The 15490-nt window shown below is 68.4% G+C and carries 15 protein-coding genes and 1 pseudogene; 12 read left to right on the top strand and 4 right to left on the bottom strand.

All coding sequences use genetic code 11. The annotated features are described in order from the left end of the window. Positions 1-165 precede the first annotated feature (165 nt). Positions 166-1044: a hypothetical protein gene (locus IE168_RS03535; RefSeq protein WP_189495258.1), complete on the top strand. Its 879-nt coding sequence runs from the start codon at positions 166-168 to the stop codon at positions 1042-1044. 146 nt (positions 1045-1190) lie between these two features. On the opposite strand, the gene IE168_RS14800 is transcribed toward IE168_RS03535, so the two are convergent. Both IE168_RS14800 and IE168_RS14795 read right to left on the bottom strand, forming a co-directional pair. Further along, complete coding sequence (locus tag IE168_RS14800; RefSeq protein WP_386660326.1) at positions 1191-1628, bottom strand: EAL domain-containing protein; 438 nt, start codon at positions 1626-1628, stop codon at positions 1191-1193. Positions 1629-2037: 409 nt separating this feature from the next. After that, positions 2038-2559 (bottom strand): annotated as a pseudogene (locus IE168_RS14795) (CSS-motif domain-containing protein); the annotation flags it as partial. 173 nt (positions 2560-2732) lie between these two features. Here IE168_RS14795 and IE168_RS03525 point away from each other — a divergent pair. Beyond that, positions 2733-3758, top strand: coding sequence for a zinc-binding alcohol dehydrogenase family protein (locus IE168_RS03525; RefSeq protein ID WP_189495254.1), 1026 nt, complete (start codon positions 2733-2735; stop codon positions 3756-3758). Positions 3759-3773: 15 nt separating this feature from the next. On the opposite strand, the gene IE168_RS03520 is transcribed toward IE168_RS03525, so the two are convergent. Both IE168_RS03520 and IE168_RS03515 read right to left on the bottom strand, forming a co-directional pair. Further along, on the bottom strand, positions 3774-4148 hold the full coding sequence (locus tag IE168_RS03520; protein WP_189495252.1) for a DUF4124 domain-containing protein: 375 nt from the start codon (positions 4146-4148) through the stop codon (positions 3774-3776). A gap of 119 nt (positions 4149-4267) precedes the next feature. Then, positions 4268-4894, bottom strand: coding sequence for a hypothetical protein (locus IE168_RS03515; RefSeq protein ID WP_189495250.1), 627 nt, complete (start codon positions 4892-4894; stop codon positions 4268-4270). 180 nt (positions 4895-5074) lie between these two features. Between IE168_RS03515 and hemN the strand changes: the two genes are divergently transcribed. The 10 genes from hemN (at position 5075) to ccoP (ending at position 15472) form a co-directional block, all read left to right on the top strand. After that, on the top strand, positions 5075-6478 hold the full coding sequence (hemN, locus tag IE168_RS03510) for an oxygen-independent coproporphyrinogen III oxidase (RefSeq protein WP_189495248.1): 1404 nt from the start codon (positions 5075-5077) through the stop codon (positions 6476-6478). A 22-nt stretch (positions 6479-6500) separates the two neighbouring features. After that, the gene (locus IE168_RS03505; protein ID WP_386660305.1) at positions 6501-7259 is read left to right on the top strand and encodes a helix-turn-helix domain-containing protein; all 759 of its coding nucleotides are present in this window, start codon (positions 6501-6503) and stop codon (positions 7257-7259) included. Positions 7260-7362: 103 nt separating this feature from the next. Continuing rightward, a complete protein-coding gene (locus IE168_RS03500; RefSeq protein WP_189495246.1) occupies positions 7363-9639 on the top strand; it encodes a nitric-oxide reductase large subunit in 2277 nt (758 codons plus the stop codon). Positions 9640-9788: 149 nt separating this feature from the next. Next, positions 9789-11015: an NnrS family protein gene (locus IE168_RS03495; RefSeq protein WP_229823058.1), complete on the top strand. Its 1227-nt coding sequence runs from the start codon at positions 9789-9791 to the stop codon at positions 11013-11015. Positions 11016-11019: 4 nt separating this feature from the next. After that, positions 11020-11427, top strand: a complete 408-nt coding sequence (locus tag IE168_RS03490) for a SirB2 family protein (protein ID WP_189495242.1) — start codon at positions 11020-11022, stop codon at positions 11425-11427. 88 nt (positions 11428-11515) lie between these two features. Beyond that, positions 11516-11971 carry an azurin gene (gene azu / locus IE168_RS03485; protein ID WP_189495240.1) on the top strand — a complete coding sequence of 152 codons (456 nt, stop codon included), beginning with the start codon at positions 11516-11518 and terminating at the stop codon, positions 11969-11971. 247 nt (positions 11972-12218) lie between these two features. After that, positions 12219-13721 carry a cytochrome-c oxidase, cbb3-type subunit I gene (ccoN, locus tag IE168_RS03480; protein ID WP_189495238.1) on the top strand — a complete coding sequence of 501 codons (1503 nt, stop codon included), beginning with the start codon at positions 12219-12221 and terminating at the stop codon, positions 13719-13721. Between the two features lies 1 nt (position 13722). Beyond that, complete coding sequence (gene ccoO / locus IE168_RS03475; RefSeq protein ID WP_189495236.1) at positions 13723-14400, top strand: cytochrome-c oxidase, cbb3-type subunit II; 678 nt, start codon at positions 13723-13725, stop codon at positions 14398-14400. Beyond that, complete coding sequence (locus IE168_RS03470; protein ID WP_189495234.1) at positions 14397-14540, top strand: cbb3-type cytochrome oxidase subunit 3; 144 nt, start codon at positions 14397-14399, stop codon at positions 14538-14540. Before ccoO ends, IE168_RS03470 begins: the two co-directional genes overlap by 4 nt. After that, complete coding sequence (gene ccoP, locus IE168_RS03465; RefSeq protein ID WP_189495232.1) at positions 14537-15472, top strand: cytochrome-c oxidase, cbb3-type subunit III; 936 nt, start codon at positions 14537-14539, stop codon at positions 15470-15472. Before IE168_RS03470 ends, ccoP begins: the two co-directional genes overlap by 4 nt. Positions 15473-15490 lie beyond the last annotated feature (18 nt).

The following is a 15490-nucleotide window of genomic DNA, read 5'->3' as shown; positions in this document are numbered from 1 at the left end:
GAACTTCCTTCGCTTCGACATGAACACTCCTCATGGCCTCGATCGGCCTTCTCGTAAGTGTCCGTGAAAACGGGGGTGAACCCAACACGCCCCCCGAAGACATCTGAGCAACGATTTAGAGCGCGCCTTTGGATACTGCATCTTCTTTGGGTCACCAAGGGCACCTTGAGCGACCTCAACAGGCAACTGGTGCGTGAGCCTGGTGGTCGAAAGTTTTCTTTAGGTGTCGCTCCGCGCCCCGTGGCCACGACGGCCAATGACGTATTCGGACGGATTCTTGCACTTGGGACGGACCCAGACGGCAACTACAGCGGCCCCGTCGGAAAGAAGTACAACTTGGCCGAGCGCGTCGAGCGACACTTGCCGGGATCTATAGGCTGGCTGTTGGGAAGTGTTTCCCCTTACCTCCAGGCTTCACCACCCACCTTAGAGCAAGCGGCTCAAATCTTTGAAAGCAGCTCTCGTGCGCTCGGACTGCAAGCAGTTGACCCGTTTGCGCTTGCGTTTGGCTATTCAAATTTCCCCGAGTTAGTCGAGTCGTGCGCGGGACGACAGATCCAGGAGCTTGAGCGCAGCACGTCGCCGCATGCCTTAAGTCTTTTGCTTGTGCTCTACCATGAAGCGTGCTGGGTGGACCGGGACTCACCCAAGTCCACGAGAATCCGGGAAGCTGTAGATAGGTGGCTCACAGAGGTGGTCAAACACCCCCTATTCCAGACTCATCCAATTGGCATCGAGGTGCAGCAAGACATCCTGTTAGGGACCCACAATGCCTGTGCAAGGATCTATCGTGAGGGCCATCGGATGCCGAGGGGCCCCCGGCCTCTTTGGCTAATTCATAGCCAACCGACCATCTTCTATCCGGCCCTCATTGATATCCGGGATGCCGAGTTTTGCTCATCATTAGGGTACGCCACGCCCCTCTCCCAGTTCATCGAGCCGCGAATTACCCCTTACTCTGCCAGCCCTCTGCCGAGCAAGGAAGGGTCATCACTGGCGTTTCACGATGTCCTGGAAGCCGCGACGCAACTGAAAATCGTGTAGGGAGCGCAGCGGAACAACGTTTACTCACATTTGCAGCCGTCCTGCTAGGAAAATTCACACTTACGGGCGTCATCGATGCTAGGTAAAGATGTGACTTAATTTGCGAGCTGATCGCTAACTTTCTGAATCTATTGAGCCCCCTGGGCTCACAGCTTTAGATATCCCGACACCCCCACAAACTCCTCCACCGGCATCGGCACCCCCAGCCCGAACCCCTGGCCGTAGCGCACGCCTTCCGCCAGCAGCAGCTGCATCTGCGGCACGTTCTGGATCCCCTCGGCCACGGTTTCCGCGCCCACGGCCTTGGCGATGTGGACGATTTCGGGGATCAGGCCGGAGCGCAGCGTGGCGTCCTCGAGCTCGTAGACGAACGAGGCGTCGATCTTCAGCAGGTCCGGCGAGAGCCGCGTGACCGACTTCAGGTTGGAGTATCCGGTGCCGAAGTCGTCCACCGCGACCAGGAAGCCAAGCGCCTGCAGTCTCTGCGCTTCCTTGACCAGGTCGCTGGCCAGGCTGTGCTCGGTGATCTCGATGCACAGCGTCAGGTCCTGGCGCCCGGAAGCCTGCAGCGCGCCCTGCAGCACCGGCGCAAGTGTGGTGGTCGAAGCGCCGCTCCAGGCCGGCGTCGAGGATCGCCGGGATCGTCACCGGCGGCGGCCAGTGGCAGTCGCCCTCCTTCAGCCGCGCAAGAACTTCACAGCCGACCGTGCGCCCCGTCGCGAGCTCGAACACGGGCTGGTACACCAGCGCGAGGTGGGCTTCGTCGCAAAGGAAGCCGATGCGCTTGCGCAGCTCGCCAAGCCTGGCCACGTGGGGAGCGATGGCGCCGGCGGCCAGCGCGCCCACCAGCAGCGATGCCGCCGCCAGCAGCGGGAACAGCGCGCCGCCGCGCACCACGATCGCCGGAAGGCTGCGCTGCGTCTGCAGCACCAGGTCCAGTCCGTCGGCCATGGTGACCAGTTCGTAGCCCAGCCCCAGCGGCGCCGCGTGGGTGGTGGCCAGGCGCCCTGCCCGTGTCCGCATGGCCGGCAGCAGGCCGGGTTCGACGCCGGCGTGGAGCGCGACCAGCCCGTCCGCGGTGCGCAGCCACAGGACGTCGGCGCGGGCGTTGAGGTCGTCGGTGGCATAGGGGCTGACCACCACGTTGACCGGTGGACGCTGGATGATGGTGGCCCTCAGCGTCTTCCCGGCCACCGTGAGCGGGATGTCGTCCATCAGCTCGAGTCCCGAGCGCGAGACGTGCACCGGGTAATTGCCCTTGACGGGCACTGCCAGGCGGCCGAGCGCGGTCGAGCAGACCAGCCGCCGGTCGGCGTCCAGCAGGCCGATCTCGCGCAGGTAGCGGGTCCCGATCAGCCTGGTATTGAGGTAGGCCAGGCCTTCGGCGCTGCAGTCGAGCCCTTCGTCGCGGGAGAGTTCGTCCAGCAGCGCGGTGCTCTCGGCGGTGATGCCCTCGAACATGTGCAGGGCTTCGGCGTGGCGCTGTTCGGTGCGGCCGTGGTCGGCCAGCACCATGGCGACCAGCGCGCCCGCCATCAGGACCACGGCGACGAGCACGCCGGCCCCTCGCACAAAGGCCTTGGGTCTCCTGGAAATCGTCAGCAGCAGCCAGTAGCGCAGCCTGTCCAAGCCGGTTCCTTCGGACGATCAGGGGTACGATATCCGCCTCATTTGAAAGGATATGCGCCATGCGTGCCGTCGGCTACCGGACTCCGGGACCCATCGATGCCCCCGATGCGCTGGTCGACATCGAGCGTCCCCGCCCGGTGGCCGCGGGACGCGACCTGCTGGTGGAGGTCCGCGCGGTGTCCGTGAACCCCGTCGACACCAAGGTCCGCCGCACGGCCGCGCCGGAGCCCGGTGACTGGAAGGTGCTGGGCTGGGACGCGGCGGGCGTGGTGGTGGAAGCCGGTCCCGACGCCGGGCGCTTCCGGCCCGGCGACGAAGTCTTCTACGCGGGCGCCCTCGCCCGTCCCGGCACCAACGCGGAGTTCCATCTCGTCGATGAACGCATCGTCGGCCGCAAGCCGCGTTCGCTCGACTGGGCGGAGGCGGCGGCCATGCCGCTCACGGCGATCACGGCCTGGGAGGCGCTGTTCGACCGCCTGGACGTCCACGGCCGCGAGGTGCCGGGCGCGGCGCCGGTGATCGTGATCGTCGGGGGCGCCGGCGGCGTCGGTTCGATGGCGATCCAGCTGGCCCGCCAGCTGACCGGGCTGACCGTGGTCGCGACGGCGTCGCGGCCGGAAACCGCCGAATGGGTCCGCGGCCTCGGTGCGCACCATGTGGTCGACCACCGCCAGCCGCTCGCGGCGCAGGTGGCCGCGCTCGGCCTCGGCGCGCCGGCCTTCGTGTTCTCGACCACGCAGACCGACCGGCATCTTGCGCAGATCGCGGAGCTGATCGCGCCGCAGGGTCGCATGGTGCTGATCGACGACCCGGCCAGCTTCGACATCGGCCTGTTCAAGCGCAAGAGCGTGTCGGTGCACTGGGAATTCATGTTCACCCGCTCGATGTCGGACACGCCGGACATCGGGGCGCAGGGCGCGCTGCTCGACGACGTGTCGCGGCTGGTCGACGCGGGCACGCTGCGCACGACGCTCGGCCGCCGACTGGGCACGATCGATGCGGCCACGCTGATGGAAGCGCACCGGCTGCTGGAAAGCGGCACGGTGATCGGCAAGCTGGTGGCGGAAGGTTTCGCCGCGGACTGAGCCCGCGGCATGGCCTCAGCGGCAAGCCTGCCAGACCTCGTCGTCGAGCCTGCGCAACAGGTCGAACGTGCGCTTCAGTCCGACCCGCTGCAGGGTGCGTTCGCGGCGCTCGCGCGCGGCCTGGCAGCGGTCGGGGGCGCGCTTGGCGCGGGTCGCCGATCCTCCGCGGCGCGGGCCGCTGCGCGCTCCACCACGCGATGGCCGCGACTCCGTGACCGGCCGCGTGCGGGCTGTGGCCTCCACGACAGGCTCCGGTACGGCGCCGTAGCTGGCGGCCAGCCGCTCCCCTGCCCCGCAGGCATCGCTGGTGAGCGTGACGTGCCCGTCGGCGGCGACGCATTTCTGCACCGTCTGCGCGGGCGCGGGCTCCGCCATCATTGCGAGGGCCACGCCGGCGCACGCCAGCGCCAGGCGCCTCCCGTTCCTGCATCGCTCGCGCATGCGGCCTCCCTGCCGTCGGCGAATCCTGTCCCGCTGGTCGCGGCCGGAAGCTCCGGCCGCGGCGTGCCTCAGTGCAGCTCCACCTTCGCCAGCGACACCGCCAGGCCCTCGCGGAAGCGTACGCGCAGCAGGTCGCCGACGCGGATCCTGCCGACCTCGGCGCGGTGCTCCGGCTTTTCGGCCTGCAGCGTACGCACGCTGCCATTCGGGCCCTTGACGGTGAAGTTGCCGTGCTCGGCGTCGACCTCGACCACCTCGGCCAGGACTGTCACTTCCTGCTCGCCGATGCGCGCGGGCACGCCCTGGTCGCGATCGGCCGTGCGGCCTTCCTCGCCGATCCAGGCGCCGGGCTCGGCGGAGCCGGCGGGCTGGATGTCGAACAGGACAGAACGGTGGTAGCGGACGTCGATCACGTCGCCCACGCGCAGATGTTCGAAGTCGGCCACGCGCGGATCCACCGGCAGGATGCGCGAGCCGGTGCCGGTCTCGAGCGTGACCAGGCGGGCTTCGCGGTCGATGGCGGTCACCTCGCCGCGCACCGCGACCTCGGCCTGGACCACGGTTTCGACGCGGCTGCCCGTGCCCGCCTCTTGGCCGGACGCCAGCGCGCCCCCGCTGCCGGCGAAGGCGCCGATGGCCAGCGCGAGCGCGGCGGTGGCGGGAATCGTTCGGGCAAGGCGTGCAGTGGTCGTCATCATGGCTCCGGTGAGGTCGCAGATGCAGGAAGCGCGCATGCTAGCCCAGCCCGATGCGCCCGGTATTGAGCCAGCGCAAGCACGCGGCGTCGGGAAACGCCTCCGCGCATGGCCGGGCTTGGCCCGAGGCTTGACCCGAGTCAAGGCATGCCCCCCGCGCCTGAGGCAGGATTGCGCCCCATGGACGCCTCCCTGCCCTTCAACGCCGAGCTGCTCCGCCGTTACGACCGGCCGGGGCCGCGCTACACCTCCTATCCCACCGCGCCGCAGTTCAGCAACGCGTTCGGCGAGGCGCAGCTGCGCGAGGCGGCAGCCGCCAGCAACGGCGATCCGATCCCGCGCCGGCTGTCGCTGTACGTGCACGTCCCGTTCTGCGTCAGCCCCTGCTTCTACTGCGGCTGCAATCGCATCATCACCCGCGACAAGTCACGCGCCGAGACCTATCTGGCGCGCCTGTACCGCGAGATCGACATGACCGCGGCGCTGTTCGACCGCGACCGCGAGGTGGTGCAGCTGCACCTGGGCGGCGGCACGCCGAACTTCATGGATCCGGCGCAGATCGGCGAACTGGTGGACGCGCTGCGCCGCCAGTTCCACTTCGCCCGCCCCGAGGAAAGCGACATCTCGATCGAGCTCGACCCGCGCTTCGTGTCGCCGGCCGACATCGCGGAGCTCGGCCGCATCGGCTTCAACCGGGCCAGCTTCGGCGTGCAGGACTTCGATCCGGTGGTGCAGCAGGCGGTCAACCGCATCCAGTCGGTCGAGGAGACCCGCGCGGTGGTCGACGCCTGCCGCGCCAACGGCTTCCGCTCGGTCAACGTCGACCTGATCTACGGGCTGCCGAAGCAGAATCCGGAGGGCTTCGCGCGCACGCTCGACACGGTGCTGGAGATGCGCCCGGACCGCCTGGCCGTCTACGGCTATGCGCACCTGCCCGACGTGTTCCGTCCGCAGAACCAGATCAAGGCCGAGGACCTGCCCAGCGCGGAGCAGAAGCTCGGCCTGCTGGAGCTGGCGATCACCAGGCTCTCGGCCGGTGGCTACGAGTACATCGGCATGGACCACTTCGCGCTGCCCGACGACGACCTGGCCATGGCCCAAGCGCGCGGCAGCCTGCACCGCAACTTCATGGGCTACACCACCCACGCCGACAGCGACCTGATCGGCATGGGCGTGAGCGCGATCAGCCACATCGGCGACACCTTCAGCCAGAACCCGCGCGACCTGCCCTCGTGGCAGTTCGCCATCGACGAGGGCCGGCTGCCGGTGTTCCGCGGCATGCAGCTCGACGAGGACGACGTGATCCGCGCCGACCTGATCCAGCAGCTGATGTGCCAGGCCGAGGTCCCGATGGGCGCCCTGGAGCGTCGGCACGCCATTGATTTCCGGGACTATTTCGCCGACTCGCTGGCCAGCATGAAGCCGCTCGAGGAGGACGGCCTGGTCCGCGTCGAGCACGATCGCATCAAGGTGACTGGGCGCGGACGGCTGCTGTTGCGTAACATTGCCATGTGCTTCGACCGCTACCTCACCCCCGCCCCCGCCGAATCCGACAGCCGGCCCCGCTTCTCCCGCGCGATCTGACGCATCGGGAGGCCACGGCGTGGTGAACGACAAGGTCGCGTTTCCGCGCGTCGATCCCAGCATCCTGGCCGACGACGGCGACGAGTTCCATTTCTGCTCCACCTGCGCGTTCTCGCAGGCGTGCATGGCCCAGGGCATGGACAAGGCCTCGCTGGGCGAGCTGCACATGCTGGTCGAGCACGTCGGCCCGCTGCACGCCGGCGACCACGTGTTCCGCGTCGGCGATCCCTTCGAGGCGATCGCGGCGGTGCGCGCGGGCACGGTCAAGACCTACATCATCGATCCGGGCGGGCGCGAGCACGTGCTCGGCTTCCACTTCCCGGGCGAGGTGATCGGCCTGGACGGCATCGACGGCGACACCTACCCCTGCAACGCGGTGGCGCTGGACACGGTGATGCTGTGCCGGTTCTCGTTCCCCAAGATCTCGGTGCTCGCCGGCCGCCTGCCCGGCCTGCAGCAGCACCTGTTCCGCCTGCTCAGCCGCGACATCGGCCGCGCCGCCCTGCTCGCGGGCGACTGGACCGCCGACGAACGCATGGCCGCGTTCCTGGTGATGATGTCGCGCCGCCTGGCCGCACGCGGCTTCTCGGCCGACCGCTTCCAGCTGACGATGGCGCGCACCGACATCGCCAACTACCTGCGGCTGGCGCCCGAAACCGTGAGCCGGGTGCTCAAGCGCTTCCAGTCCGAGGGCCTGCTGCACGTCGACCGGCGTGAGCTGGAGATCCTCGATCAGGGGCGCCTGGGCGCGCTGGCCGCGCCCGTGCTCTGGAAACAGTAGGCCGCGCCCGCCGACCCGCAGGCGGCTTGACCCACGTCAGTTAGTTTTCTTCAGCCCATCGTCAGGATTGCGCGGCACACATCCGTGTCCCTGGAGAGGTTGAATGGATACCACCAAACGGCTGTGGTGGGGCTTGTCGGCCCTGCTGATAGTCACCTTTGCCGTCATGTTGTGGATGGGTCGCGAGATCCATCAGAAAGCACCGCCGCTCCCCTCGAAGATCGTGACCGAGAGCGGCCAGGTCGTCTTCACCAAGGAGGAGCTCGAGACCGGCCGCCAGGTCTGGCAGAGCTTCGGCGGCCAGCAGATCGGTTCGATCTGGGGCCATGGCGCCCTGCTCGCCCCCGACTGGTCGGCCGAATGGCTGCACCGGGAGGCGCTGGCGATGCTCGACGCCCGTGCGCAGGCGCAGTACGGACGCGCGTACGACGCGCTGCCCGCGGACGACCAGGCGCGCCTGGAAACGCAGCTGCGCCCCGCCCTCCGCGCCAACACCTACGACGCGCTCGGCGACGTCATCGTCATCAGCGACGAGCGCGCCCGCGCCATCGAGGTGGTGAGCGCGCACTACGACAGCGTGTTCTCGGACGACCCGGCCAGCGCGCACCTGCGTGAGACCTACGCCCTGCGCGAGAACCCGATCCCGGACGCCGAGCACCGGCGCCTGATGTCGGGCTTCTTCTTCTGGGCCTCGTGGGCCACGGTCACCGAGCGCCCGGACAGCGACATCAGCTACACCCACAACTTCCCGCACGACCCGCTGGTGGGCAACACGCCGACCTCGACCAGCCTGATGTGGTCGCTCTTCAGCATCCTGCTGATGATCGCCGGCATCGCGCTGCTGGTCTGGCACTACGCGGTCAACCACGGCAAGGAAACGCCGCTGGTGCCGCCGAAGACCGACCCTTCGCTGTCGATCGCGGTGACGCCGTCGATGCGCGCGGTGGCCAAGTACTTCTGGCTGGTGGTGGCGCTGTTCCTGGTGCAGATCCTGCTGGGCGCGACCACCGCGCACTACCAGGTCGAAGGCCAGGCCGCCTACGGCTTCGCACTGGCGGAATACCTGCCCTACACCCTCACCCGCACCTGGCACACGCAGCTGGCGATCCTGTGGATCGCGACCGCCTGGCTGGGCACCGGCCTGTACCTGGCGCCGGCGATCTCGGGGCATGAGCCGAAGTTCCAGCGCTTCGGTGTCAACTTCCTGTTCATCAGCCTGATCCTGATCGTGGTCGGTTCCTTCGCCGGCCAGTGGATGGCGGTGATGAACAAGCTCGGCCTGGACAAGAACTTCTGGTTCGGCCACCAGGGCTGGGAGTACACCGACATCGGCCGCTTCTGGCAGATCTACCTGTTCATCGGCCTGCTGCTGTGGCTGACGCTGATGGGGCGTGCGCTGTGGCCCGCGCTCAAGCGCCGGGACGAAATGTCCTCGATCGCCGGCCTGCTGTTCCTGTCGGTGGTCGCGATCGGCCTGCTGTACGCGGCCGGCCTGATGTGGCGCGAGCACTCGCACATCTCGATCATCACCTACTGGCGTTTCTGGATCGTGCATCTGTGGGTGGAGGGCTTCTTCGAGGTGTTCGCGGTCGCGGTGATCAGCTTCATCTTCGTCAAGCTGGGCCTGGTGCGCGGCCGGACGGCGACCAACAGCGTGCTGTTCGCCACCATCATCTTCATGGCCGGCGGCGTGCTGGGCTTGTTCCACCACCTGTACTTCGCCGGCACGACCACGGCGGTGATCGCGGTGGGCGCCAGCATCTCGGCGCTGGAAGTGGTGCCACTGGCGCTGATCGGCTGGGAGGCCTACGAGACCTGGCAGAACGGCCGCGCCACCAAGTGGATGGAGCGCTACAAGTGGCCGATCATGTGCTTCCTGGCGGTGAGCTTCTGGAACCTGATCGGTGCCGGCCTGCTGGGCTTCCTGATCAACACGCCGATCGCGCTGTACTTCATGCAGGGCACCAACCTCACCGCGGCCCATGGCCACACCGCGCTGTTCGGGGTGTACGGCATGCTCGGCATCGGCCTGATGCTGTACTGCCTGCGTGGCCTGAAGCCCGACCTGGTCTGGCGCGAGGGCCTGCTGCGCTCGGGCTTCTGGGCGCTCAACATCGGCCTGGCCCTGATGACGGTGCTGACCCTGCTGCCGCTGGGCGTGCTGCAGCTCGAAGCCAGCATCAACGACGGCTACTGGTTCGCGCGTTCGGCCGAGTTCATGGGCCGTCCGATCATCGACGTGCTGGTGTGGATGCGCACGCCGGGCGACGTGGTCTTCGCCTGCGGCGCGCTGCTGATCGGCCTGTTCGTGGCCTCGCTCTGGCTGTCGCCGGGCCGCCGCGAAAAGCTCCCGGCAGGCACGGTCGCCAACGAAGCCTGATCCTTGCAGGCGATGCGTGACCCGAGGGGGCGGACGAAAGTCCGCCCCCTTTCCTGTTTCGTGCAGCAGCGGCGACCGCCGGCGGCAAGCCGCGGCTGCGGTGACCTGGATCAAGGCCCTCGCAAAGCCCGATGGCCCACACTTGCGCCATGGATACACGCCCTGACGCCCGCCTCTCTCCGCGGCTGCTCGCCGCCGCCCCCCACCGCATCATGTTCTTCGTCGGCGCCGGCAACGTGCTGCTGGCCATGGCCTGGTGGACCGCCTGGCTGCTGGCAAGCCGCTGGCCCGGACTGCTGTCGATGCCGCAGCCCGAGCCCTACGCCGGCTGGCTGCATGCCATCGTCATGCAGTACCAGATGCTGCCGAGCTTCATCTTCGGCTTCCTGCTGACCACCTTCCCGCGCTGGATGGGACTGCCCGATGCGGTGCGCTGGCACTACGTGCCGGTGGGCCTGGGCATGTTCGGTGGCCAGGTCGCGGTGCTGCTCGGTGCGCTCGGCGCGCCGGCCGGCATCGAAGTGGGCGTGGCGATGACGCTCGCGGGCTGGCTGGCGGGGCTGTGCTTCCTCGGCGATCTGGTGCTCCGCGATCGCAACCGCACCTGGCATGCGCGCTCCTGCTTCGCCGCGCTGGTGCTGGGCTGGCTGGGCCTGGCGGCGTTCGGCGCCGGCCTGCTCACGGGCAGCCCGCAGTGGATCTTCGCCAGCATCAAGATCGGCACCTTCGGCCTGCTGCTGCCGGTGTACCTGACGGTGGCGCACCGGATGTTCCCCTTCTTCGCCGGCAACGTGGTGAAGGGCTACGTGGCGTGGCGCCCGATGTGGCTGCTGGCCGCGTTCTGGGCGCTGTGCGTGGTGCACCTGGGCCTGGAGCTGGTGCATGCCTATGCCTGGCTGTGGCTGGCCGACCTGCCGCTGCTGGCGCTGTCGCTGCTGGCGCTGTGGCGCTGGTGGCCGCGCGGGCCGAAGCCGGGGATCCTGGCGGTGCTGTTCCTCGGCCTGGCCTGGCTGCCGGTCACGTTCGCGCTCTACTCCGCGCAGAGCCTGGCCTACTTCGCAGGCGAGGGTTTCATCCTCGGGCGCGCGCCGGCGCACGCGCTGTTCGTGGGCTTCTTCGGCAGCCTGCTGGTGGCCATGGTCACGCGGGTCACGCAGGGCCACTCGGGCAGGAAGATCGAGATGCCGGCCGTGGCCTGGTTCGCGTTCGCGGCGATCCAGCTGGTGACGGTGGCGCGCATCCTCGCCGACGTCTCCGCCGATCCGGGCCTGTGGTGGGCGGTGGCTGCGGCCGGTTGGCTGGTGGCGCTCTCGCCCTGGGTGGCGCGGATCGGCCGGATCTACCTCTCGCCCCGCGCCGACGGCAGGCAGGGCTGAGGCCATGATCGAGTTCTATCCGCACATCAAGTGGGTCCACGTCGCCGCGGTCATGGCCAGCGGGTTGCTGTTCGCGCTGCGCGGCCTGCTGGCCCAGGTCGGGCAGCAGCGCCTGGCGCTGGTCGCGCCGGTGCGCTACCTGAGCTACACCATCGACACGACCCTGCTCACGGCGGCGCTGATGCTGGTCACCATCCTGCCCGGTGCGCTGTTCGCCAACGGCTGGCTGGCGGTCAAGATCGTGCTGCTTGTCGTCTACATCGTGCTCGGGTTCATGGCGCTGCGTCCGGGTCGCAGCGCAGGCGCGCGCCTGGCCTGCTACGTCGGCGCCCTGGCGGTGTTCGGCTTCATGTACTCCGTCGCCCGCGCGCACCACCCCGGCGGCATCGCCTGGCTGATGCTGGCCGCTTGACCCATGTCATGGCCGGGAACCGCCCGGCCGCCGATACTGTGTCCATGCGGTGGACACCCACCCCATCCAGTCCCACAGGAGAACCCCCATGAAGAAGCTCATCATCGCCACCCTCGGCCTCGGCCTGCTCGCCTTCGGCGGCACCGCGATGGCGTCCAACTGCACGATCAAGCTCAAGGGCGACGACCGCATGCAGTTCGACCAGAAGGAAATCACGGTCTCGGCCGCGTGCAAGACCATCAGCATCGAGCTCGAGCACACCGGCAAGCTGCCGGCCGCGGCGATGGGACACAACGTTGTCGTGGCCGCAACGGCGGACGTCCAGGCGATCAACGCCGCGGGCGCCAAGGCCGGTGCCGCCGCGGGCTACCTGCCCGCCGGCGACGCCAAGGTCTTGGGTGCCACCGACATGATCGGCGGCGGCGCCAGCACCAAGGCCTCCTTCCCCGGCAGCAAGCTGAAGGCCGGCGGCGACTACGCCTTCTTCTGCTCCTTCCCCGGCCACGCCGCGCTGATGAAGGGCAAGCTGGTCGTCACCCCCTGAGCCACGGGGCCGCGCCGCGTGCAGCGGCGCGGATGCCCTTCCGAGGGCGCGCTCCGGCGCGCCCTTTCGCGTTCACGGGGCCTATAATGTGCAGCGCAACATCACTCCCTGCCCCGCCTGGCCGTTCGGCCCGCACGCCTTCTCTACGGCGGGTGTTGCGCGGACCGGCTCCTGAATTGACCACGATCAATCCGGGATGCAGTGCGGAGCCGGAGAATCCACACACGCAAACCAAGGTCATCTGCCCATGTCCTCGACCCCAGCCACCGCGGCCCCGGCCGCCCTCAGCGTCAACGACGCAGCCAGGTCCGGCTACTACAACGACAAGGTGGTGCGCCAGTTCACGATCGCAACCGTGATCTGGGGCATCGTCGGCATGGCTGTCGGCGTCCTCATCGCCGCCCAGCTGTACTGGCCCACCCTCGGTGAAGGCATTCCGTGGCTCAGCTACGGCCGCCTGCGCCCGCTGCACACCAATGGCGTGATCTTCGCCTTCGGCGTTTCGGCGCTGTTCGCGACCAGCCTGTACGTGGTGCAGCGCACCTGCCACGTGCGCCTGATCTCCGACCGGCTGGCGTCCTTCGTGTTCTGGGGCTGGCAGGCGATCCTGGTGGCCGCGGTCATCACCCTGCCGCTGGGCATGACCCAGGGCAAGGAATACGCGGAGCTGGAATGGCCCATCGACTGGGCGATCGCCGTGGTGTGGGTGGCCTACGCGGTGCTGTTCTTCGGCACGATCGCCAAGCGCCGGGTCAGCCACATCTACGTGGCGAACTGGTTCTTCGGCGCGTACATCATCACCATCGCGATCCTGCACATCGTCAACAACATCGCCATCCCGTCCGGCTTCGACAAGTCGTACCCGGTGTACAGCGGCGCGGTCGACGCGATGGTGCAGTGGTGGTACGGCCACAATGCCGTGGGCTTCCTGCTGACCACCGCCTTCCTCGGCATGATGTACTACTTCGTGCCCAAGCAGGCTGGCCGCCCGGTCTACTCCTACCGCCTGTCGATCGTGCACTTCTGGGCGCTGATCGCGGTCTACATGTGGGCCGGCCCGCACCACCTGCACTACACCGCCCTGCCCGACTGGGTGCAGTCGGTGGGCATGGTGTTCTCGCTGATCCTGCTGGCACCCAGCTGGGGCGGCGCGATCAACGGCATCATGACCCTGTCGGGTGTCTGGTACAAACTGCGCACCGACCCGATCCTGAAGTTCCTGATCGTGGCGCTGTCGTTCTACATGATCGCGACCTTCGAGGGGCCGATGATGTCGATCAAGACGGTCAACTCGCTGTCGCACTACACCGACTGGACCGTCGGCCACGTGCACGCCGGCGCGCTCGGCTGGGTGGCGATGATCACCGTGGGCTCGATCTACTCGCTGATGCCGCGCGTGCTCGGCCTGAAGGAGATGCATTCGGTCAAGTGGATCGACGTGCACTTCTGGCTGCACACCATCGGCGTCGTGCTCTACATCGTCTCGATGTGGATCGCCGGCGTGATGCAGGGCCTGATGTGGCGCGCCACCAACGCCGACGGCACGCTGACCTACAGCTTCGTCGAGGCCCTCAACGTCACCTATCCGTACTACCTCGTGCGCCTTGGCGGCGGCCTGCTCATCCTCTCCGGCATGGTCCTGATGGCGGTCAACACCTGGAAGACCTTCCAGGCGGCCAAGGCCCCCGCCGCGCATCCGGTGATGCCGCCCGACCCCTCCAGCGCCCGCGCTTCGACCCAGGCAGCCTGACATGAGCGACCACAAGACCACCCCGCCGCCCAACGCCCACGAGAAGGTCGAGAAGAACATCGGCCTGATGATCATCCTCGTCGCGATCGCCGTGTCCTTCGGCGGCCTCGCCGAGATCGTGCCCCTGATGTACCAGGCCGAGGCGATCGAGCCGCTGGACGGCGTCGAGCCCTACCCGGCGCTCGAGCTCGCCGGCCGCGACGTCTACGTCCGCGAGGGCTGCTACAACTGCCACTCGCAGATGGTGCGCACGCTGCGCTTCGAGTCCGAGCGCTACGGCCACTACTCGCTGGCCGGCGAGTCGGTCTATGACCGGCCGTTCCAGTGGGGCTCCAAGCGCACCGGGCCGGACCTCGCCCGCGTCGGCGGCCGCTACTCCGACGACTGGCACCGCGTGCACCTGATCGACCCGCGCGCGGTGGTGCCGGAATCCAACATGCCGTCGTTCTCCTGGCTGGCCGACGCCGAGGTCGACCCGGCGAAGGTCGAGCGCAACATGCGCAACCTGCGCCGCCTGGGCGATCCCTACACCGACGAGGACCTTGCCGGCGTGACCGAAGCGGTGGCCGGCAAGACCGAGCTCGACGCCGTCGTCGCCTACCTGCAGGGCCTGGGCAGGCACGCGCCGACCGCCGCCGCTGCAGCGTCCACCACGGGCGCGCAGGAGGCCGCGCAATGACCGGAGGCATCATCACCCTGGCGCTGCTGCTGCTGTTCGTCGGCGGCTGGGCATTCATCTGGAGGCCTTCGCACAAGGCCATGTTCGACGCGGCCGCAAGGCTGCCCCTTGAAGACGACGCCGAGGAGCCGCGGCAATGAGCACCGGTTGGAGCATTTACGTCATCGCACTGGTGGTGCTGAACCTGCTCGGCCTGTGGGGCCTGCTGGCCTGGACCAGCCGCCGCCGCCCCGGCGACCCCAAGCCCGACGAAACCAGCCACGTATGGGACGGCGACATCACCGAGTACAACAAGCCGCTGCCGCGCTGGTGGATCATCGGCTTCTACCTGACCATGGTGTACTCGGTGGCCTACCTGCTGTGGTACCCGGGCCTGGGCAACTTCAAGGGCTTCGGCAACTGGACGTCGGCGGCCGAGCACGACGCGGACAAGGCGAAGCAGGACGCGGTCCTGGCCGAGACCTTCCGCCCCTATGACGGCCGCCCGATCTCCGAGCTCGCCGGCGACCCGCGCGCCGTTGAGCTGGGCCGAGCGATCTTCGCCAACACCTGCGCCACCTGCCACGGCTCGTCCGCGCAGGGCGCGGTGGGCTACCCCAACCTGACCGACGACATCTGGCACTGGGGCGGCTCCGAGGAGCAGGTCCTGCAGACCGTGCTCGACGGCCGCGAAGGCGTGATGCCCGAGTGGGGCACGGTGCTCACCGGCATGGGCGGCGAGAACGCCGTGCTCTCGGTGGCCACCTACGTCCGCTCGCTGGCCGGCGAAGTGCCCGAGAACGACTTCTTCGCCGCGCAGGGCAAGGGCCTGTACGAAGGCGTTTGCGTGGCCTGCCACGGCATCGACGGCAAGGGCAACCAGGACCTGGGCGCCCCGGACCTGACCGACGGCTACGCCATGTACGGCAACTCCGTGGAGTCGATCATGGAGACCATCCGCAATGGCCGCCACGGCGTCATGCCGGCGCACCGCGACCTGCTGGGCGAGACCCGCTCGCGGCTGGTGGCGTCCTACGTCTGGTCGCTGTCCAGCAACACCGCCGGCCGGGAGCAGTCGCCGGAGGCCCAGTGAGCGCCGCCCCCGGCCCCG

It is taken from the genome of Luteimonas padinae (assembly GCF_014652935.1).
Taxonomy (GTDB): Bacteria; Pseudomonadota; Gammaproteobacteria; order Xanthomonadales; family Xanthomonadaceae; genus Luteimonas; species Luteimonas padinae.
Note: the sequence above shows the minus strand (reverse complement) of the source record. Positions and strands in the feature narration are given on the sequence as shown.